At 55.5% G+C, this 19989-nt stretch carries 19 protein-coding genes; 7 read left to right on the top strand and 12 right to left on the bottom strand.

What is annotated here, in order from left to right; translation table 11 throughout:
- Positions 1-94: 94 nt before the first annotated feature.
- From QN378_RS01595 to QN378_RS01560, 8 genes are all read right to left on the bottom strand, one after another.
- Positions 95-2596, bottom strand: a complete 2502-nt coding sequence (locus QN378_RS01595) for a phosphoketolase family protein (protein ID WP_323547176.1) — start codon at positions 2594-2596, stop codon at positions 95-97.
- Between the two features lie 56 nt (positions 2597-2652).
- Complete coding sequence (locus tag QN378_RS01590; RefSeq protein ID WP_323547178.1) at positions 2653-3900, bottom strand: acetate/propionate family kinase; 1248 nt, start codon at positions 3898-3900, stop codon at positions 2653-2655.
- 297 nt (positions 3901-4197) lie between these two features.
- A complete protein-coding gene (locus QN378_RS01585) occupies positions 4198-4800 on the bottom strand; it encodes a PqiC family protein (protein ID WP_323547180.1) in 603 nt (200 codons plus the stop codon).
- A 5-nt stretch (positions 4801-4805) separates the two neighbouring features.
- Positions 4806-6506 carry an intermembrane transport protein PqiB gene (locus QN378_RS01580; protein ID WP_323547181.1) on the bottom strand — a complete coding sequence of 567 codons (1701 nt, stop codon included), beginning with the start codon at positions 6504-6506 and terminating at the stop codon, positions 4806-4808.
- Positions 6499-7113, bottom strand: coding sequence for a paraquat-inducible protein A (locus tag QN378_RS01575; protein ID WP_322203818.1), 615 nt, complete (start codon positions 7111-7113; stop codon positions 6499-6501). Before QN378_RS01575 ends, QN378_RS01580 begins: the two co-directional genes overlap by 8 nt.
- Complete coding sequence (locus QN378_RS01570) at positions 7110-7721, bottom strand: paraquat-inducible protein A (protein ID WP_323547183.1); 612 nt, start codon at positions 7719-7721, stop codon at positions 7110-7112. The genes QN378_RS01575 and QN378_RS01570 overlap by 4 nt, the downstream gene beginning before the upstream one ends.
- A gap of 268 nt (positions 7722-7989) precedes the next feature.
- Positions 7990-8415 carry a 3-isopropylmalate dehydratase gene (locus QN378_RS01565; RefSeq protein ID WP_323547185.1) on the bottom strand — a complete coding sequence of 142 codons (426 nt, stop codon included), beginning with the start codon at positions 8413-8415 and terminating at the stop codon, positions 7990-7992.
- A gap of 252 nt (positions 8416-8667) precedes the next feature.
- Positions 8668-9372, bottom strand: coding sequence for a glutathione S-transferase family protein (locus tag QN378_RS01560; protein ID WP_322203824.1), 705 nt, complete (start codon positions 9370-9372; stop codon positions 8668-8670).
- A gap of 93 nt (positions 9373-9465) precedes the next feature.
- Here QN378_RS01560 and QN378_RS01555 point away from each other — a divergent pair, with 93 nt between their 5' ends.
- Entirely contained in the window at positions 9466-10083 is a 618-nt protein-coding gene (locus QN378_RS01555; protein WP_322203825.1) for a TetR/AcrR family transcriptional regulator, read from the top strand.
- Positions 10076-10774 (top strand): glutathione S-transferase N-terminal domain-containing protein, encoded by a 699-nt coding sequence (locus QN378_RS01550; RefSeq protein ID WP_322203827.1) that lies wholly within the window; start codon positions 10076-10078, stop codon positions 10772-10774. The genes QN378_RS01555 and QN378_RS01550 overlap by 8 nt, the downstream gene beginning before the upstream one ends.
- A 132-nt stretch (positions 10775-10906) precedes the next feature.
- On the opposite strand, the gene QN378_RS01545 is transcribed toward QN378_RS01550, so the two are convergent.
- A complete protein-coding gene (locus QN378_RS01545) occupies positions 10907-12967 on the bottom strand; it encodes a carbon starvation CstA family protein (protein ID WP_323547189.1) in 2061 nt (686 codons plus the stop codon).
- Positions 12968-13175: 208 nt separating this feature from the next.
- On the opposite strand from QN378_RS01545, the gene QN378_RS01540 reads away from it, so the two are divergent.
- The 3 genes from QN378_RS01540 to QN378_RS01530 all read left to right on the top strand — a co-directional run bounded on the left by QN378_RS01540 (position 13176) and on the right by QN378_RS01530 (position 15698).
- Entirely contained in the window at positions 13176-14555 is a 1380-nt protein-coding gene (locus QN378_RS01540; protein WP_323547191.1) for a cache domain-containing protein, read from the top strand.
- On the top strand, positions 14552-15184 hold the full coding sequence (locus QN378_RS01535; protein WP_322203832.1) for a response regulator transcription factor: 633 nt from the start codon (positions 14552-14554) through the stop codon (positions 15182-15184). The genes QN378_RS01540 and QN378_RS01535 overlap by 4 nt, the downstream gene beginning before the upstream one ends.
- A 193-nt stretch (positions 15185-15377) precedes the next feature.
- Entirely contained in the window at positions 15378-15698 is a 321-nt protein-coding gene (locus QN378_RS01530) for a hypothetical protein (RefSeq protein ID WP_322203833.1), read from the top strand.
- A gap of 208 nt (positions 15699-15906) precedes the next feature.
- Here the strand turns inward: QN378_RS01530 and QN378_RS01525 are convergent, their stop codons facing one another.
- Complete coding sequence (locus tag QN378_RS01525) at positions 15907-16140, bottom strand: co-regulatory protein PtrA N-terminal domain-containing protein (protein ID WP_323547193.1); 234 nt, start codon at positions 16138-16140, stop codon at positions 15907-15909.
- A gap of 124 nt (positions 16141-16264) precedes the next feature.
- On the bottom strand, positions 16265-16603 hold the full coding sequence (locus tag QN378_RS01520; RefSeq protein ID WP_323547195.1) for a hypothetical protein: 339 nt from the start codon (positions 16601-16603) through the stop codon (positions 16265-16267).
- Positions 16604-16833: 230 nt separating this feature from the next.
- Here QN378_RS01520 and QN378_RS01515 point away from each other — a divergent pair, with 230 nt between their 5' ends.
- On the top strand, positions 16834-18369 hold the full coding sequence (locus QN378_RS01515) for a DUF1800 domain-containing protein (protein ID WP_323547197.1): 1536 nt from the start codon (positions 16834-16836) through the stop codon (positions 18367-18369).
- Positions 18370-18450: 81 nt separating this feature from the next.
- The gene (locus tag QN378_RS01510) at positions 18451-19647 is read left to right on the top strand and encodes a DUF1501 domain-containing protein (protein ID WP_323547199.1); all 1197 of its coding nucleotides are present in this window, start codon (positions 18451-18453) and stop codon (positions 19645-19647) included.
- 72 nt (positions 19648-19719) lie between these two features.
- Here QN378_RS01510 and QN378_RS01505 read toward each other — a convergent pair whose 3' ends face one another.
- Positions 19720-19953 carry a hypothetical protein gene (locus QN378_RS01505; protein WP_323547200.1) on the bottom strand — a complete coding sequence of 78 codons (234 nt, stop codon included), beginning with the start codon at positions 19951-19953 and terminating at the stop codon, positions 19720-19722.
- Between the last annotated feature and the right edge of the window lie 36 nt (positions 19954-19989).

Here is a 19989-nt window from a genome sequence, read left to right as displayed (position 1 = left end):
CGCCTGCACATTCAGCAGATTGGGTGCGTAGTAGTCAGCATTCGCAAATAATTCGCGCCCACGGGGAATTTACCGCGCCTTGTTTCAGGACACATTACGCATCCGTGAAGGTCTGGCCCCTTGGATGTCCTTTGGCCAGAGGCGGTGGGCCGTCCGGTTCGCTGAAATCGGAGGTCCAGTGCCAATTGCGGATCTCGGGCATGTCCTCGAAATGCTCACGGATGTAGGTGTGATGCCGACGCAACTGGCCTTCGAAGTAACTCATGGCGTCGAGGCTGTGGGAGCGCAAGCGTGGCACGTGGCTCAAGGCGTCAATGGCGAGTTGGTAGCGGCTCATGTCATTAAGCACCACCATGTCAAACGGCGTGGTGGTGCTGCCTCGGTCAGAGAAGCCCCGGACATGAAAACGGGCCTCGTTGGCGCGGCCGTGAACCATGGAATGAATCACCCAGGTCGAGCCGTGAAACGCAAACATGACCGGAGCTTCCCGAGTAAACAGCGCGTCGAACGACACATTGTCCATGCCGTGTGGCCGGGTTTGTGGACTGCTGAGGATGCCTAAATCCACCACATTGACCAACCGCACGCGGATGCCGGGCACGTGTTTTTGCAGTAACCAGGAGGCCGCCACCGCTTCGGTAGTGGGTACGTCACCGGCGCAGGCCAGTACGACGTCCGGGTCGTCGCCTTCATCGTTACTGGCGAAGTCCCAAATTGACGCACCTTGGGAGCAGTGTTTAAGCGCCGCGTCGAAATCCAGCCATTGGAAATCCGGTTGCTTGCCGCAGGTCACGACGTTCACGTAATTGCGACTGCGCAGGCAGTGATCGAACACGTTGACCAGACAGTTTGAATCCGGTGGGTAATACACCCGCACCACGTCCGAGCGGCGTTGCAGCACGTTGTCAACGAAACCGGTGGATTGATGGCTAAAGCCGTTATGGTCATTGCGCCACGCGTGGCTGGTGAGCAGTACATTGAGTGAGGCCAAGGGCCGACGCCAGGTAAATTCGCGGCTTTGCTGCAACCACTTGGCGTGTTGGGTAACCATGGAATCAACGACCTGGGCAAATGCCTCATACGTCGACCACATGCCATGACGGCCGGTAAGCAAATAACCCTCCAGCCAGCCTTCGCATAAATGCTCGCTGAGAACCTCCATCACCCGGCCATCAGCCGCAAGGTGATCGTCGATTTCCAGGACGGGTCCCGCCGCCGTGCGATTGGTGGCCTCGAACACCGCATTCAGACGGTTGGAATTGGTTTCATCCGGGCCGAATACCCGGAAATTGTCGGGGTTTGCACGAATCACGTCCCGCAGGTATTCCCCCAGTTTGCGCGGTGCCTCGGCGATGACTTCCCCCGGGCCCGGCACGTCCACAGCGTAGTCGGCGAAGTTCGGCAGGTCCAACGTGACCAATACGCGGCCGCCATTGACGTGGGGTACGGCGCCCATGCGCAATGCCGACGGCGGCGTCAATGCACGCAATTCAGCCACCAACGTGCCATTCTCATCGAACAGCGTCTGCGGCGAATAACTGCGCATCCAACGTTCAAGTTGAGCCAGATGTTCCGCGTTCTGAATGACATTGGCCAGCGGCACCTGATGCGCACGAAACGTACCTTCCACCGGCATCCCATCGACTGCTTTTGGCCCTGTCCAGCCTTTGGGGCTGCGCAAGATGATCATTGGCCAGCGCGAGCGTCTAACCACACCCTGCTCTCTCGCTCGATGCTGAATATCCCGTATTGCGGCGTAGCAGGAATCGAGGGCCGCCGCGAAACGTTGGTGCATACCGGGCACATCATCGCCAGCTACGATTATCGGCTCGTAGCCACGGCCCTGATACAGCGCAATCAGGTCGGCATCGTCAGTGCGGGCTTCCACCGTAGGGCCGGAAATCTTGTAGCCGTTGAGGTGCAGAATCGGCAGCACCGCGCCGTCGTAGACTGGATTAAGGAAGCGGACACTTTTCCAGCTACCTTCTAGCGGGCAGGTTTCCGCTTCGCCATCACCGATGACACAGGCCACCACCACCTGCGGGTTATCGAACGCGGCGCCGAACGCATGCACCAGTGAATAGCCCAACTCGCCGCCTTCATGCAAAGAGTTGGGGGTATGCGGCCCACAGTGGCTCGGCACACCACCCGGCGTGGAGAAACTGCGAAAAAAACGTAGCATTCCTGGCTCATCAGCAGTGATTTCTGGATGAACGTCACTGTACGTACCTTCCAGCCAGGCACATGCATTTAGTGTCGGGCCGCCGTGACCGGGGCCGGAGATGTAGATCATTTCTATGTGTTGTTCGCTGATAAGCCGGTTCAAATGCACGTAGATAAAATTTTGACCGGCTGAGGTACCCCAGTGGCCCAACAGCCGAGGCTTGATGTGCTCTGCGGTCAACGGCTCGCGCAGCAACGGGTTGGCCTTGAGGTAGATTTGGCCGACACACAAGTAGTTGGCGGCGTACCAATAGCGGTTCATCCGCTCCAGCAGCTCCGGCGCCAGCGGGCCGGTTTCAATGGAAGGCGGCTCGATAATCGGTGCGGTGGATGGGTTGTCGGCGCTGGACAGCAGTGGGTTGAAGATATACATGGCGACTCCAGGGGAATGGGCGATGTAAAACCCTCGGGCCCAAGCCCGAGTCTCAACTAATGGCTGCTGGTGTCCAGCAACTGCAAGGTATGGCGGGCGATCACGTGATCTTCATCGGTGGGGATCATCCAGGCGGCGACGCGGCTGCTGGACTGGGACAGAAACGGTCCATCAACTTCATTGGCCTGCCCGTCGATTCTCATGCCAAGCCAAGCGCAACCTTCAATTATTCGTGCGCGAATACTGGCTGCGTGCTCACCGATGCCGCCCGTGAACACCAACGCATCAAGCCCACCAAGGACGGCGGCGAATGCGCCAATTTCCCGCACGATGGTGTGAACATACAGATCTATCGCGTCTTTGGCCGCTGGGGCCTCGCTGACCGACAGCTCACGCATGTCGCTGGAGATGCCACCGGACACACCCAGCAAACCACATTCGTGATAAAGCAAGTGCTCAAGTGCCTCAGCGGTCATGCCGCGTTCGCGCAACAAGTACAGGAGAATGCCTGGATCAAGGTGTCCGGGACGCGTACCCATGAGGATGCCGTCGAGCGTCGTAAACCCCATGCTGGTGGCGCAACTGCGGCCGCCGCGCAAGGCACACAGGCTCGCGCCATTGCCCAGATGAGCAACGATAGTCCGGCCCGCCGCCGCTCGTCGATCATAGGCCGGCAAGACGCTCGCGATGTACTCGAACGACAAACCATGGAAGCCATAGCGACGAATGCCTTCCTCGCTCAACGCTCGGGGCAATCCATACAGGGTTTCCATTCGATCCAGCGAATGGTGAAAGGCGGTATCAAAACAGGCCACTTGTTGCAAATGAGCGTGCTCCCGTGCGAGGAAGCGCACCGGCGCCAAGCAGGCTGGTTGATGCAACGGCGCAATGGGAATCAACGCCTCCATTTCGATCATGACGCAGTTGTCGATCAATGCCGCGACCTGCGCGCGCGCCCCGCCATGAACGATTCGATGACCTGCCGCAGAAAGTTTGTCGCCGGTGTGCCGCTCAATCCAATGAATCAGCCGCCCCAGAGTCTCGTCGGATATCAACTCTTCCGACTGTGGCCATTGCTCCTCAATATCCGTCTCACTATTGGCCTCGCGAAAACACAGCCAATAGTGATCCGCGTGTTTTTCCAGGCTGCCGTAGCCGCGAGCAACGGGTTGGCCGTAGTCGTCCAGGCTGGCGCAATAGATCGAAAATTTGATGCTGGACGATCCTGCGTTCACTACCAGAAGCAGCCCGGCGGCGGTTTTATCCAGCGCAACGCTTACCGGTTCAACTAACTGCTCAACCATTCGATCTCCCCGATCGCGAATGTCAGCGCGAACCGCCTAATCAGACAGTTTCACTTCGGCCATGGCAGTTAGTTATAGCAGGGTACTTTTTTTCGACCATTGATTTGGATCAAGGGTCATTCGCGGTATCTCGCGACGACGAAGGCGAAGACTTGTAGCCATAAGGCTCGGTGGTTTTCAGACGTCCACGAATCAGCGCCTCGGGAGGTTGCGTTTGAAGCTGGGCTGGGCGTGGAGTTCGAGTCGTCACGCATGGCAAACCTCGGCATCCCAGACGAGTAAAATCAAATGGACAGGCTAAGGACAACCTACGCCGGGATCTTGTGCCCATTTGCGTGCGGTTACCGCGATTATAGCCGCCAACTGCGCGATGACTTGTTGATGCGCCATGACCACGTCTTGCACCTGTATTCCTGCTGGCTGTCGAAGGGTTGAGCTGCACGTCAAGCTACGACGTTGTTCGGTATCAAGCCTGCGACTGATGCTCCATACCACGTCGATCAGCGCGTACTGACCGGGTATTGAATCGAATCGTCGTACGTCGGTTTGCAGTGAAATGACCGGACGACCTGGCACTTTAGGCAAGCCTTCAAGGTTTCGAGTACCGAGTCGCAGTTCCATTTGGTTGGCCAAGGAGTCGTGAAATTCATCAGCAAGCGGCGCGCTCCAGCGTTCGGTTTCAAGGATCGACAACGCCCCGCTGCTGAGTCTCACCACCACCTGAGGCTGATCAACTTGCACCGGTATCAGCACCGGTTGCATCTCGAATTGAAACGCTGGCGCGCCGTTGCTAGGCCGAGCGTCGTTAGCAGTAGGTACCAACGTGTAGTAATGCGTCGGCGCCGACACGCATGCAGCCAAACCCAGCGAAGCGAAGAGGGCAAACAAACGACTTTTCATTGGAATCATTGCGGATCAATCTCTCGAGAAGACGTAGGCGAGGATGTGTAGCCATCAGGCTGAGCGGTTTTCAAACGTCCACGAATCAATGCTTCAGGATGCCGACCGAGGAAATCGGTCAGCACCCGCACCGATCGCGCGGTGCGCTTCACTTCTTGCATGGCCTGACCTAATTCCTGACGCTGCGGAGAATCCTCAGAAAAACTATCGTTGGCCGAAGCCAGGGTTTTTTTGGTTTGCTCCAGGGTGTCGCGCATCTGCGGCAATACGCTGCCATTGACTTGTTTCAAGGTTTTCTGAAGTTCGGTCAAGCTACCGTTGAGATTGTTGGCAATCTGATCAATGGGCAACTTGCTGATCTTGTCGACAATCTGCTGTAACTGCTCCTGAAGTTTGTCCAGGCTTCCGGGTATGGTCGGGATATCCAACGTTTGCGCAGTTGAGTCAAAAGTAACCGCTTTGGCGTTAGGGACGAAATCCAGTGCGATGTACAGTTGTCCGGTTAACAAGTTGCCGCTCCGGGCCTGCGCACGCAGCCCCTGTTTAACAAATTCAGCGATTAACGCTTGGGTTCGAAGGTCGTCAGCTGTGTCAGGGCCAGCCTGCTTCAATAGCGTCTCGTGGGCCTTACCCAGCCTATTGGGGTAAATAACCGCACCGATCATGGTCGGGAAGTCTTTTTTCGCCGCGTCATAATCAAGATCTACGGATACGACACGACCGATGTTGACCCCATGGAACTCAACCGGTGCGTTGACCGATAGGCCACGTAGTGGTTGATCAAAACGCATACGGATAAAGTGCGGATTTCCGTCAGCCGGCGCCATAGCGGTTTGCTGATCGGCAAACAACGAAAACGTGGCATCTTCCTCAGCGACCACCGGATTAGGGCTGTATTTTGGTTCGACGAAAGCGATACCGCCGGCCAGTATCGATGAAACCGATTCGGTATCTACCTTAAGGCCGTTGGCGTCCAGACTGACATTCACACCACTGGCATTCCAGAATCGTGTGTCTTTGGTCACGAACTGGTCATTTGGCGAGTGGACGAAAATTTGCACGTCGACGCCTTTACCATCTTCGGACAACTGATAGGAGACAACCTGACCTACCGCGATACGGCGGTAATAAACGTCCGAACCAATGTCCAGCGACCCTAGGGTGTCGGTGTGTAAGGTATAGCGTTTGCCCTTTTCGCCGTAGGTCACTGGCGGCGGTGTCTCTAGGCCTACAAAATTCTTTTTGGTCTGATCTGAATCAGGCTCGCCCGCGTCGGCACCAATAAAGGAGCCGGACAGCAACGTATCAACCCCCGAAATACCATTCGCGCCAATGCGAGGCCTTACGACCCAGAAGCGTGAACCTTCTGTGGCGAACGACTTGGCAGATGCATCCAGATCAATGGTCGCATCAACGCGATTGCGGTCTTCGCTCAGAGCGATGGCGGTGACTTTTCCAATCACCACATTTTTATATTTGACTTGAGTTTTGTTGACCTCAAGCCCTTGAGCAGTCTGGAAACTGACACTGATTTGAGGCCCCGCCGAAATGATATTGTGCGCGACCATGGACAACCCGACCAACGCCGCCACAATGGGTACAATCCACACCAGCGACACGTTAAAGTTTCGATGTTTAATCTCCGGAGCACCGGGAGACGGTGAGCCCGACGTCGGGTGAACGGTGGAGCGTGGGTGATCAGACATCTTCAACCTCTGTATCCCATATGAGCCGGGGATCAAAACTAATGGCGGCTAACATGGTCAGGACCACCACCAAACCAAAAAACAAAATACCCATGCGCGGGTCAATGGTGCTCAACGAGCGAAACTGCACCAAGGCAGCGATCAAAGCCACCACCAGCACGTCTAGCATCGACCAGTAACCGACTATTTCGATCAGCCGATAAAGCTTGGCTCGCTCCCGCCTGGCCCAGTGACTGCGGCGTTGGCAGGTAATCAGCAGCGTGCCCAACACTAGAAACTTCACACACGGCACTGCCACGCTGGCAATGAAAATCAACAACGCAAGGTCCCAAGAACCGTCGCTCCAGAACTCCATAATTCCGCTAAAAATCGTGTTTTCACTGCCGCTGCTAAAAATGTTGGTGTACATCACCGGCAATAAGTTGGCCGGGATATAGCAGATCAGACTGGCCAGCAAAAAAGCCCAAGTTCGGTTCAGGCTATTAGGTTTGCGTCGATGAACGTTTGAATTACAACGAGGGCAGCGTGCATCGTCCACCGAGCAGGGGTAGCCGCAGGTATGGCACAGGACCAGATTCATTTCGCTGGCATACGGCGGCTGACTCATGGGATGACACCTTCGAGGTCGTTCCACAGCCGGCGAATGCCTTTGCCCGAAATCAGAATGATTAGTACGGTCAATATGCCTAAAGCCCATAGACCAACGCCAGGGTGGACATCGAGCATGCCGGACAATTTAATGATTGCCACCAGAATGCCTAATAAACACACCTCAAGCATGCTCCAGGGCCGCAGGTGTTCCAGCGTGCGCATGCACGCTTTAAAACCAGGTGCCGCTCGCCCGACCAAGGCGAAACCAAGTACCCAGCAGAGCAGGGAAATCTGCAGAAAAGGCGCAAGAATAATCGTCAGTCCTGCCACTGCCGCCATCGGGCTTATTTGCCCTTGCGCCAAGGCTTGCACCGATTGCCACAAGGTTGCTTGATTACTCAAGCCTTGCAGACTGATGGATATGACCGGAAAAGCATTGGCGAAGATAAACAACACTGCGGCGCTGATCGACAATGCCAACAGTTGTTGAATGCTCAGTTGGCCGCCGCGTCCAAGAATGGCAGCACAACGTGTACACCGCGCGGTTTGGCCTGCGGCCAGCGTTGTGAACTTATAAACCGAGTCGCAGTGTTCGCAGATGATCCAGGCTGGGGACGATGTCATAGGCTCGACTGATCATAATGCAAATCCAATCCTTGGAGCCGGGCATTGCCGGCTAGTTCAAGGGACAATTTGCCACAGATGGAATTTCATCCGCGGGCGCTGATTATACCGGCCTAATCACGACTGCCAACACTCAAAAATAGTACGAGACAAAGCCCAACATCTTTGAAGCGAATTCATCCGTGACAGCGACCGTGCATGCAGCACCTTGGGCACCTGACAGACTATATTCGCGCTCAAACGACCTGCGCAGTAAACGTGCTCACACCTATTGAGCCACCGGCACTATCCCGAAGCCGCTCACTGAGTCACTGACGATTCGAAAATATTGACTGGCGCCGCTCTTCAATTGAACAGCCAGCTCACGGTGCAATCGACCTTTGCTGCACATAGAGCCGTCCTGTTCGTCGAGACCAATACCGACAATACGAGCACCGGCCGGTGCTTGAAAGTGGGCTTCTTCGCCGATGCCGATTCGCGCAGCGACTGTGCGGTCAATCGAGAATGCCACGTAGCAGCCGCCACCGAGCATGCCAATGTCACGGTTGACTATGATCTGCCCTCCTGCGCCTTCCACCGGTTGTTGAAACGCGAGTAAGCGCTCTGCTGGCACATGGGTCACTTTGTCTGGATCGGCAGTGAATGAGGAGCAACCCGCCAATAAAAGAGGAATCGCGAAACAGATCAAGCGCATTGAAACTTCCTTGGACAGATGCCAGCAGAGAGGTTGCTGCAACTGTAGCTGACGGGCGCTCGCCGACAAGCCTGACTAACTAAAAACCGCGAACGACCTGCATCAGGTTGATGATGCTGGCGTCGGTCGCTAAGGAGGTGGCGCTTGTCATCCCGTTCAATGACTCGATGAATCAGCCGCAGTAACTGCAGCGCCAGGCGTTTGGCCAGAACCAGGGAATGCCGACGACAACATCAACACTCCCTTCGCTGATTAGCTGCCTTTGGGATAGTTAAACGGGAACAACGCACGCCGCGCTTCCTCGTCCATCTCTTTTTTGAACACATGCTGGTTGCCGACTGCACGGGCGCGTACTACCGCTGGGCGCGCGTCGATGGCCTGGAACCAGCGTTTGAGGTTAGGGAATGCTGCCAACGGATCGGCTTCGCCTTTAAGCACGCGCGAAGCCATGCCCAACCAGCCCCATGCCGAGATGTCGACGATCGTGTAAGTATCACCGACGAGGTAATCACGCCCTGCCAAGCGCTCATCTAATACCTGATAGTGCCGCTCAATTTCACGCCGGTAGCGATTGATCGCGTATTCATTACCTTCTGGCGCCGCGTATTGAAAATGCACCGCTTGGCCCGAAAAAGGTCCCACGCCAGTGCCAATGAAGAACAACCAGGACAGCAGTTCTGGCCGGTCTGCGGGCGAACCCATGAACTGAGCGGTCTTTTCGCCCAGGTAAAACAGAATTGCGCTGGAATCAAATACCCGCGTTTCAACGCCACCCGGTCCATCCGTGTCGACGATGGCGGGAACCTTGCCATTGGGGTTGATGGCTAGATACTCGGCTGTGTGCTGCTCGCCTTTGCTGGTATCAACCGGAACCACCTCGTAGGAGATTCCGGTTTCTTCTAGCATCAGCGCGACTTTTGCCGGATTCGGTGTCGGGTGGAAATAGAAACGGATCATTGCTTCACCTTTGTATTTTAGAACGATTGATTTAGAATAATCGGTAACGAAAAAAGGGGCAACGGCTTCGTTCCCAATGCGAGGAAATACTTAATGGCTCGGCCAAGAGAATTCGACGAAGCCGCGGCACTAGACGCAGCGACTTTGTGCTTTTGGGCCCGTGGCTATGAGGCTACCTCCATTCGAAACCTCACGCAAAGCATGGGGATCACCGGCGCCAGTCTCTACAACGCCTTCGGCGACAAGCGTTCGCTTTACCAGCGCGTGCTGGATCGTTATGTCGAGTGCGGGTCACTGGACTGGATCAAACAACTTGAAGCGCAATTGCCACCGCATCAAGCAATTGCAGCGTTCTTCGAAGAGATCATTGAGCGCTCGCTCGACGATCCGCAGCGCAAAGGCTGCTTATTGGTCAACGCAGCGGTTGAAGTCGCCCCACATGATCTTGGTTTCCAGCAAATCGTTGCGGATGTTCTGATTCAGATCGAAGCGTTTTTCTGCCGCTGCGTCGCCGCCGGCCAACGTGCCGGTAACATTTCTATCGTGCAAACCGCCGAAGATTTGGCCCGCTTGTTATTAGGTCTGTTGTTAGGCATTCGCGTGCTGGCGCGCGTCCGGCCAGAGCGAGACTTATTACAAGGTATGGTACGACCGGCCTTTGCGTTACTCGACTGCCAATTCACTGCACAGGAAACACCTGACCATGATTGAGCTCTACTATTGGCCAACCCCTAACGGCCACAAAATCACGATTTTTCTCGAAGAGTCGGGCCTGGCCTACAACCTTCATCCAATCGACATCAGCGCTGGAGATCAGTTCAAGCCCGAGTTTCTGGCGTTTTCACCCAACAACAGAATGCCAGCGATCATCGACACCGAACCTGCTGACGACGGCGAACCGATCACCGTGTTTGAATCCGGCGCGATTTTGCTGTATCTGGCCGAGAAAACCGGACAGTTTCTGCCCACTGACGTACGGGCACGCAAGACCGTGACTGAGTGGCTGTTCTGGCAAATGGGTGGCCTAGGGCCTATGGCTGGGCAAAATCACCACTTTGGTCTCTATGCGCCCGAAAAGCTTCCTTACGCGATCAATCGCTACGTCAGCGAAACCAATCGTTTGTACGGCGTGCTGAATCGGCGATTGGTGGGCCGTGAGTTCATTGGCGGCGATCACTACAGTATTGCCGACATGGCCGCTTACCCGTGGATCGTGCCGTGGAAAAACCAGCAACAGAACCTGGATGACTTCCCCGACTTGCGCCGCTGGTTCGATGCTATTCATGCCCGACCAGCAACGGTTCGTGCGTATGCCAAGGCCGAACCTTTTTCAAGTCGTCCAGCAGTGACCGAAGAAGGCAAAAAAATCCTGTTTGGACAAACTTCAGTGCCGCGTGCGTAAGCATGTAGGTGCCAAAGGCTGCTATAGAACCGCAGATCGCGGCCTGCGGCAGCGAGCTACAAAAGAGGTGTGAATCGCCCGATCCCTGTGGGATCCGAATTTACTCGGTCCCACAGGAAGCGGCACAAAGCGTTAGCGAGCTGTCGGCATGGCCTGGAATGGCGCTTCTTTATCGGTGCGTTCTTTACTGCCCCATGCCGCTACGCCGACCTTGATCGCGTAGAACAGAATGGCGAACACCACGAACAGGAACAGCGCGGTCAACGTGGCGTTGGTGTACGCGTTGAATATTACGTGCTGCATCTGGTCAATAGTCTTGGCCGGAGCCAGTACCTGGCCTGCATCTAGTGCCGTTTTGTATTTGCTCGCCAAAGCGAGGAAACCCAGCGCCGGGCTTGGGTCGAACAGCTTTATGTAGCCTGCGGTTGTGGTGCAGATCAGCAACCAAACGGCTGGCAGCATCGGCACCCAAATGTAGCGCTGGCGCTTCATTTTGATCAAGACCACGGTGGCAAGCATCAATGCAATGCCCGCTAGCATCTGGTTTGAAATACCGAACAGTGGCCACAAGGTGTTGATGCCACCCAATGGATCGATCACGCCTTGGTACAGCAGATAACCCCACATCGCGACGCAACCGCCGGTGGCGATCAGGTTGGCCGTCCACGATTCCGTCCGTTTGAGCGCCGGAACAAAGGTGCCGAGCAAATCCTGAAGCATGAAACGACCCGCTCGGGTGCCAGCATCCACCGCCGTCAAAATGAACAGCGCTTCAAACAGAATCGCGAAGTGGTACCAGAACGCCATGGTGTCTTTGCCTGGCAGCACTTGGTGCAGAATTTGCGCAATACCCACCGCCAGGGTCGGCGCGCCGCCCGCTCGGGCCAGCACTGTGGTTTCGCCGATGTCTTTTGCTACAGCGATCAACGCATCCGGTGTGATGGCAAAGCCCCAACTGCTGACGGTGTGCGCAACAGTTACTACGTCACCGCCGACAATCGCTGCCGGGCTGTTCATGGCGAAGTACACGCCAGGATCGATAACCGAAGCTGCGACCATGGCCATGATGGCGACGAACGACTCCATGAGCATGGCACCGTAACCGATGTAACGGGAATTGGCTTCACTATCGAGCAGCTTCGGCGTAGTCCCCGACGCGATCAGCGCGTGGAAACCCGACACCGCGCCACAGGCAATGGTGATGAAAAGGAATGGGAACAAGCCACCTTTCCACACCGGACCGGTGCCGTCCGTGAACTGAGTCAATGCCGGCATTTTAAGCTCCGGAGCAAGAACCAGGATGCCGATAGCCAACGCGAGAATGGTGCCAATTTTCAGGAACGTCGACAGGTAATCCCGTGGCGCCAACAATAGCCAGACCGGTAATACCGCGGCGACGAAGCCGTAACCCACCAACATCCAGGTGATTTGGATACCGGTAAACGTGAACGCTTTGGCCCACACCGGATCAGCAGCCACGTGACCACCCGCCCAGATCGACGCCAGCAGCAAAACCACGCCGATCACTGAAATCTCACCAATTCGCCCGGGACGTATGTAGCGCATGTACACGCCCATGAACATCGCCAACGGAATGGTTGCCATGACGGTGAACATGCCCCACGGGCTGTCCGCCAGGGCTTTGACCACGATCAGCGCCAGCACCGCGAGGATGATGATCATGATCAGGAAGCAGCCGAACAGTGCAATGGTACCTGGGACTTGGCCCATTTCCTCACGAACCATTTCGCCCAGCGAACGACCGTTGCGCCGGGTCGACATGAACAGCACCAGGAAATCCTGCACCGCACCTGCGAATACCACGCCGGCAATCAGCCACAGGGTTCCAGGCAAGTAACCCATTTGCGCGGCAAGCACCGGGCCGACCAAAGGGCCAGCGCCTGCAATGGCGGCAAAATGGTGACCAAACAGGATGTGTTTGTTGGTCGGCACATAGTCCAGACCATCGTTATTGAGAACTGCGGGGGTGGCGCGATTGGGGTCCAGCCGCATCACTTTCGTAGCGATGAACTTGCTGTAATAGCGGTAGGCAACCAGATAGATTGCGACTGCAGCAACCACGATCCAGAGGGCATTGACGGCTTCACCGCGGCGCAGCGCGACGACACCCAGTGCGAATGCCCCCAAGCAGGCAACGGCAAACCAAGCAAGATGTTTGGTCAGTCGGGTCATTGTGGGTCTCCTGCCGAGGACCGTAATCCTGCGGCGATAATTGTTATTGTGTGCTCTGTGAAATGAGCCCGGCTACTATCCGCGCACCGTGCCTGCATAGACATCCGCAATACTACCGGCGCGCCTACGTAGTACTACGTGGATAAAATGCCGGCATATGCAGCTACCTTGTGCCCCTTCACGGCCTATCACCCGGACTTCACCCGTCATGCAGCTCAAACACAAAATTGTCGCGCTCGGCATTCTGCCGCTGATACTCGCCGTCGCGATTATCAGCGCCTTGGTGATTTTTCAGAACCAACGACTGGGCGAGCAGCAAGCGCAATTGATCGAAGACAGCATCCTTGCCAGCAAACGCGCAGAGCTGAAGAACTACGTAGAAATGGCCATGAGCTCACTGGCACCGTTATATAAAAGCGGCCGCGACGACGAGCAAACCAAGCAACAAGTGCTCAACGAATTGGCAAAGCTGAGTTTCGGGATCAACGGCTATTTTTTCGTTTACGACCACAACGGCCGCAGCCTGATGCACCCTCGGCAAGCCGATCTGGTGGGCCGCGATCTGTGGAATATGACCGACCCGCATGGGCTGCTGGTAATTCAGGCGTTGCTGAAAAGCGCACAAAGCGGCGACGGTTTTCAGCCCTATGCGTGGAAGAAACCGTCTACCGGCCAAGTCACCGACAAACTCGCCTACGTGGTCATGCTCGACCGTTGGGGCTGGATGCTTGGCACCGGGATTTACCTGGAAGACGTCAAACACGCCACCCGCCAAACCCGTGAAGAAGTGGCGCGGGGCATACACACCACGATGCTGGCCATCGGCATTGTGGCGTTGATCGCGGTGCTGCTGGTATTTGCCTGCGGCCTGACCTTGAACGCCAGTGAACATCGCTTGGCGGATAAAAAACTCCAAGGCTTGACCCAACGGATCGTTAGCCTGCAAGAAGAAGAGCGTTCAAGACTTTCCCGCGAGCTGCACGACGGCATCAGCCAAGTGCTGGTGTCGATCAAATTTCAATTCGAATTGGCTGGCCTTGAACTGGAAGCGGCGAGCGGCAAAGGCCCGGATATTTTGCGCCAAGGTATAGACCGGCTGGCCGATGCGATTGGCGAAGTCCGAAGTATTTCCCATGATCTGCGCCCTTCCCTGCTGGACACCCTGGGGCTTGCTGCCGCCATCGCGCAGTTGGTGACCGAGTTTGAAGCCCGCAGCGGTTTGACCGTGCACTATCAAAACAACCTAGGCGACTTTCAGTTGGTGGACGGTGCACCCGTGGCAATGTTCCGTATCCTTCAGGAAGCCCTGACCAACATCGAACGCCATGCCCAAGCCAAGAACGTCTACATCGACCTTGGAGGTGACTCGATCCATGTAAAATTGTCGGTCTGCGACGATGGGGTCGGTTTCAAGATCAACCGTTTGGAGTCGATACAGGGGGGCATCGGCTTACGTAACATCCGCGAGCGGGTTGACCATTTCGACGGCCAGTTCAGCCTGACGTCGGTGCCTGGCAGCAGCGAACTGAGCGTGACCCTGCCCACTCGACCCCGTTCATCGTTTCCCCCAACCCGAGTCTACTCATGACCCCTGCACACCCCATTCGTATTGCCCTGGTGGACGATCATGCGTTAGTTCGTGACGGTATACGCGCGCTGTTGGCCGTAAGGCCTTCGTTTAACGTGGTGGGAGAAGCGGAAGATGGCCCCGAAGCCATCGAGCTGTGTGGCCAGGTATCGCCAGATATAGTGCTGGTAGACATCGGTTTGAAGGACATGAACGGGCTGGAATTGACCCGACTGCTGCGAGCCCAGTACCCGGCTATCAAAATCCTGATTTTGAGCATGTACGACAATCAGGAATATATCGCCACCTCAATCCGAGCGGGCGCCAGCGGTTATGTATTGAAAAACGCACCCTCCCGTGAAATCGTCGCCGCCATTGAAGCGATTGCGGCAGGTGGAACGTTTTACAGCGCTGAAGTCGCGCTAAAGCTGGCAAGCAAAAAGCCGGACGAAACGGAACTTACGCCCCGGGAAAGCCAGGTGTTGGTGGGTTTGGCTCGGGGCCTGGATAACAAGACGATCGCCCGGGAACTGGCGATCAGCGTGCGCACCGTCGAGACCCACCGATTGAGTATTCGACGCAAATTGAACGTTGATAAGCCAGCAGGATTGGTCAAATACGCGATGGAGCATGGGCTGCTTTCTCGCTGAAAAGCGCTAAGCAACTTTCGTAACTCCAACCCGGGAGTCATAACTTCGTCAACATGCCCGTTGATGGCATTCGCCCCATTTACCGTTCTGAGGTATCACCCCTTTACCATTGCCGTTCGTCGTCATCTCAAGCACTAATTTGATAGCGCAGCACCCAAGTCATGTAACGACCGATAATCACCGGAGACAACTCATGACTGCCAAATATGTGACAACTTTTGCACTCACTGCCCTACTGTTGACTGGCTCGCTGCAGGCGATGGCACAAACAACCGGCACGGCCGATCCGATGAACAAAACGCCGTCAACAACCGGCATGGGCGCTGACCCTACCAATGATGAGGGCACAGTTCCATCGGACAGGACCTTAAATCCGCCCAGTAAGATGAATCAGAACTCCACTCATGTTCCCGGTACCAAAGGGTCGAATAACAACGGCGCCGATCAATCAACATCAACCGGTGTAGGCAAAGGCAGTGGAGCGGACGGCGACACCACTAACGAAATTAAATAAAATTTGGCCCACGCCTAGTACCCCTAAAAAATAATGTTAGTTCCAAGAAATAAGGCGTCTGCGCATTCGGTATAAGGAGTGCCACTTTGCTTAAGTGCAAGCTTAACCGATCAAATAAAATGTGCAGATGCCGTTTCTATCCAGGGTCTATGGCACAGTGCCGGATCAATAAATCCTAGCGCTAATCCGGCTCCTTGCCCGAATCAAATTATTCTGAGCGATCGGTTTCATTGGATTCATCATCATCAGCGCTAGCCACTGATTTTGAATGATCCGAATGTCCGAGTGTTTGAACCTCTTGTTCTTCTTGGTGTTGCTGCTGCATCGCAGTATCGTTCAGCGCCAACATCCGCGCCATGGCCTGATCGCCGCCACCTTCGGCCATTGCACTTACAGAAGTGCCGAGCAAAGCGATGATAAATAATGTTTTCAAAGTGTTCATAAGATTGCCCAATTAGGTCTGCCGACACCGTTGTGCCAACAGGAGCTTTAAGCTCGATCCCATATTGGGGGAAAAGGGTGTTCAGCCCGATCCCCGCTACATGAATTTTTTGACAGGTTTGTAATTAATTGACCCAGCTGCCGCCGCGCCAGTGCCAGCCATCGGGACGGTGTTCCCAATGCGGGTGTACATAACGATAACCCGGACGCAACGCTTCCCAGTGTCCGCCGATGGCTACGTAACGAGCCCCATCCCATCGCCAATAACCATGTGCCCAGATGAAACCTTCACGACGAATTGGCACCGCTTCGACGATACGTTCAGGAGGGGGTTGTGGCGCGATGACTTCAACGTATTCGGGCTGTACCGGACGCTCGTGAACGACGCGCTCATGGACGACACGTTCAACGCAACCGCTGGTTAAAGCGACCACAGCCATAACGGCAACACAACGTAAAAACATAGCGATCCCTCGATCAAATCTTCAATAATTTTAAGACACAATTTGAAACGTACCGCACTCTGCTCGTCAGTAACAGAAGCTTTACCGGACCATTACATTCGGCTGCAAGCCACGTCTAACGGGCGTGCCAGGCCGCTTGCCGGTGCGTGAATATACGACCACTATGTTTCCAGATGCGCCTGTGATCGTCGGTTCGACGGTACGAAAAACTTATCTGGGAAACTTCTAAAATGTCTGCATCCAGCACCGCGTTACGCCCATTGTGTGTGTCGGTTTGCTTGTTGCTTGCTCCCACCCACGTCACGGCAAGCGCCCCGGTTGCGTTGAATACTGGCGACATCGCATGGCTGCGGCGGGACGGTTTCGATCTTGATGCAGCAAGCTTGGCGCGCTTGCGCTCGATGGGACGTACGGGCCTGCTGGAAGCACAGTTGAGCGACCGCATTCCTGACTCTTTACCATCGGCTATCAATACGTTGCTGCACGGCTACCCAGCCCTGACTTCCTCGCTCCAATCTTCGTTGCTCGCACGCAAGCAGGAGCAGGAGCAGCTCAACGCGATGCCTGACGGCGACGATAAAGTAGCGGCCAAGAATGCCGCGCAACAAGCGGCCAATGAGTTCGGCCAGCAAGCACAGGAAATCGTTATGTTGCGGGCGGTTTATGGCCCTAATCAGTTGAAGGAACAGCTGATTAGCTTTTGGCTTAATCACTTCAGCATCTACATGGGCAAGGGGCGCGTGCGCTGGATGGCGGCGGATTATGAGGAGCAAGTTATCCGCCCGCATGCACTCGGTAAGTTCAAGGACTTAGTGATGGCGACGCTCAAAAGTCCGGCGATGTTAGAGTTTTTGGACAATGCCCAAAACGCGCAAGGTAAAGTTAATGAAAATTATGCCCGTGAGCTGATGGAGTTGCATACGCTCGGTGTGGGTTCGGGATACACCCAGCAGGACGTGCAGCAACTAGCACTAATACTGACCGGCGCCGGACTTGCACCGCTTGATGGCAAGCAACAAAAATTTCCACCTGCAATGGCGCCGTTCGTGGTTCATGAGGGCCTGTTCGAGTTCAATCCTAAGCGTCACGACTTCAGTGACAAGGTTCTGCTGGGGCAGCCCATCAGAGGTTCAGGTTTCAACGAAATCGCCCAGGCTGTTGAGCTGATCACTCGCCAGAAAGCGTGTGCCGTGTTTATTTCTCGTCAGTTGGCTCAGTACTTTGTAGCTGACAATCCACCGCAAGCGTTGGTCGACCGCATGGCTGCAACCTTCCAGCGTACAGATGGCGACATAGCCCAGGTTATGCGAACGCTGTTTCAATCCAAGGAGTTGCAGCAGACGGCCGGGACGAAGTTTAAGGATCCGATCCAGTTCGTTGCTTCATCGGTCCGACTGGCATACGACGGTAAACCTCTGGCCAATGCCAGGCCGATGGTCAATTGGCTTAACCAACTGGGTGAACCCGTGTTCGGGCGTGTCACCCCGGACGGATGGCCGCTTAACTCCAGCGGCTGGACCAGTTCGGGGCAGATGTCTAAACGGTTTGAAATTGCCCGAATTATCGGCAGGGGCGACAACCGGCTGTTCACCCCCGACGGCAGCCCAAAAGCAGGTATAGGATTTCCGATGATCACTACCCGACTTTTTTACGACGCGGTGGCCCCAGGCTTGAGTACTGCAACACGAGGGGCGCTGGAACAAGCAGCTTCACAACAGGAATGGAACACGTATTTGCTGTCCTCGCCCGATTTCAACAGCCGATGACAACGCCGATCACCCGAGTATGGCCATGGCAGACTGAATCATTGAAATTCCACCACGACCCATTGCGTCAGGAGGTGCCTAATGAACCGTCGAGAATTCCTGATTGCGACTGCCGCAGCTGCGGCGTTGCCGAGCTTGTCGTTTTCCGGAAAATTATTTGCCGCGCCGCCTTCCGCGCCCCGGTTTCTGTTTGTGTTTCTACGTGGCGGCTATGATTGCAATAACCTGCTAGTGCCGTACAACAGCGATTTCTATTACGAATCGCGGCCAACACTGGCCATTGCCCGACCTGACACAGGCAACCTCGACAGCGCCATCGCCCTCGACTCTAATTGGGGTCTAAACCCAGTGTTGCGCGACTCGATCTACCCGCTATGGCAACGTAAACAAGTCGCCTTTGTCCCGTTTGCAGGCACCGACGACCTATCGCGCAGCCACTTCGAGACCCAAGACAACATCGAATCGGGTGAGCCGAGCCAGCAGCGCAACGGTTACGGCTCGGGCTTTCTCGCCCGACTGGCGCAGGCCGCTCCCGGCAGTGCACCGATTGCATTCACTGACGCATTGCCCCTGAGTTTTCAAGGCGGTAAAGACATCCCGAATCTGTCGTTGCGAGGTGTTTCGAAACCGGCTTTCGATGATCGACAATCCTCGATCCTCGCCAGTATGTACAAAGGCACCCCACTCGCCGCATCGGCGTCTGACGGCCTTGAGCTACGCCAGCACGTGTCAAAAGACCTTGAGGAAGAGATGATGCGGGCCAATCGCGGCGCAGCCACGGCGAAAAATTTCGCCGCCGAAACTCAACGTATTGCCACCTTGATGCGCGACCAATACCGGTTGGGTTTCGTCGATGTCGGTGGTTGGGATACCCACGTTAATCAAGGTAGCACCACGGGCAATCTCGCCAACAACTTGGCCAACCTCGGCCAAGGTTTGGTGGCGTATGCCCAAGCACTGGGTGACGAGTGGAACAACACTACGGTAGTTGTGGTGTCCGAGTTCGGTCGTACGTTTCGCGAAAACGGCAACCGCGGAACCGATCACGGTCATGGCACGGTGTATTGGGTGCTTGGCGGTAACGTTCGCGGCGGGCGAATCGTTGGTGAGCAAGTAGCGGTGAATCAAAAAACATTGCTGCAAAACCGTGACTATCCGGTGCTCAACAATTACCGCGACTTGCTCGGGGGGTTATTGGGGCGCACTTGGGGTTTATCTAATTCGCAGCTTCAAGCCGTGTTCCCAGGCGCACGACCCAATGCGCTGCAATTGGTCTGACGATGTGTATGTCCGCCAACCCCCAGACCGCAAAAAGCCCGGATCAACCGGGCTTTTTTAGCGTTGAGTCGATCAATAACGCTGATACTGAGAACCGAATTCTTTACGATTTTCTGCAACGATAACGTTGCTGTGCAGGTCGCTGCTCAGACGATCAAAGGTCTTGCCCGAGTTGTCAGCGACGCGAGCCTGTATCGCTTCAGCAACTGCCGGCTTGGCAACTGAGGTGGTGGTCTGAGGGCTGGCGAAAGCTGAGGTTGCGGCCAGAACCGAAAGGGCAAAGCCGAAAGCAAGGGTACATTTCATGGTTAAGCTCCAGTAGGTAGTTCAAAGGAAGGTGGG

Origin of the sequence: Pseudomonas sp. 10S5 (assembly GCF_035019745.1) — a bacterium.
Lineage (GTDB): Bacteria > Pseudomonadota > Gammaproteobacteria > Pseudomonadales > Pseudomonadaceae > Aquipseudomonas.
This window is presented reverse-complemented; position numbering and strand designations above follow the sequence as displayed.

What these genes read in the sequence shown, in the direction of transcription:
- QN378_RS01555 (WP_322203825.1), top strand. Translation starts at nt 9,466, where the DNA reads ATGGCTCGGCCAAGAGAATTCGACGAAGCCGCGGCACTAGACGCAGCG.
- QN378_RS01510 (WP_323547199.1), top strand. Translation starts at nt 18,451, where the DNA reads ATGAACCGTCGAGAATTCCTGATTGCGACTGCCGCAGCTGCGGCGTTG.
- QN378_RS01570 (WP_323547183.1), bottom strand. Translation starts at nt 7,721, where the DNA reads ATGACATCGTCCCCAGCCTGGATCATCTGCGAACACTGCGACTCGGTT.
- QN378_RS01545 (WP_323547189.1), bottom strand. Translation starts at nt 12,967, where the DNA reads ATGACCCGACTGACCAAACATCTTGCTTGGTTTGCCGTTGCCTGCTTG.
- QN378_RS01525 (WP_323547193.1), bottom strand. Translation starts at nt 16,140, where the DNA reads ATGAACACTTTGAAAACATTATTTATCATCGCTTTGCTCGGCACTTCT.
- QN378_RS01515 (WP_323547197.1), top strand. Translation starts at nt 16,834, where the DNA reads ATGTCTGCATCCAGCACCGCGTTACGCCCATTGTGTGTGTCGGTTTGC.
- QN378_RS01565 (WP_323547185.1), bottom strand. Translation starts at nt 8,415, where the DNA reads ATGCGCTTGATCTGTTTCGCGATTCCTCTTTTATTGGCGGGTTGCTCC.
- QN378_RS01590 (WP_323547178.1), bottom strand. Translation starts at nt 3,900, where the DNA reads ATGGTTGAGCAGTTAGTTGAACCGGTAAGCGTTGCGCTGGATAAAACC.
- QN378_RS01595 (WP_323547176.1), bottom strand. Translation starts at nt 2,596, where the DNA reads ATGTATATCTTCAACCCACTGCTGTCCAGCGCCGACAACCCATCCACC.
- QN378_RS01540 (WP_323547191.1), top strand. Translation starts at nt 13,176, where the DNA reads ATGCAGCTCAAACACAAAATTGTCGCGCTCGGCATTCTGCCGCTGATA.
- QN378_RS01530 (WP_322203833.1), top strand. Translation starts at nt 15,378, where the DNA reads ATGACTGCCAAATATGTGACAACTTTTGCACTCACTGCCCTACTGTTG.
- QN378_RS01560 (WP_322203824.1), bottom strand. Translation starts at nt 9,372, where the DNA reads ATGATCCGTTTCTATTTCCACCCGACACCGAATCCGGCAAAAGTCGCG.
- QN378_RS01575 (WP_322203818.1), bottom strand. Translation starts at nt 7,113, where the DNA reads ATGAGTCAGCCGCCGTATGCCAGCGAAATGAATCTGGTCCTGTGCCAT.
- QN378_RS01585 (WP_323547180.1), bottom strand. Translation starts at nt 4,800, where the DNA reads ATGAAAAGTCGTTTGTTTGCCCTCTTCGCTTCGCTGGGTTTGGCTGCA.
- QN378_RS01580 (WP_323547181.1), bottom strand. Translation starts at nt 6,506, where the DNA reads ATGTCTGATCACCCACGCTCCACCGTTCACCCGACGTCGGGCTCACCG.
- QN378_RS01520 (WP_323547195.1), bottom strand. Translation starts at nt 16,603, where the DNA reads ATGTTTTTACGTTGTGTTGCCGTTATGGCTGTGGTCGCTTTAACCAGC.
- QN378_RS01550 (WP_322203827.1), top strand. Translation starts at nt 10,076, where the DNA reads ATGATTGAGCTCTACTATTGGCCAACCCCTAACGGCCACAAAATCACG.
- QN378_RS01505 (WP_323547200.1), bottom strand. Translation starts at nt 19,953, where the DNA reads ATGAAATGTACCCTTGCTTTCGGCTTTGCCCTTTCGGTTCTGGCCGCA.
- QN378_RS01535 (WP_322203832.1), top strand. Translation starts at nt 14,552, where the DNA reads ATGACCCCTGCACACCCCATTCGTATTGCCCTGGTGGACGATCATGCG.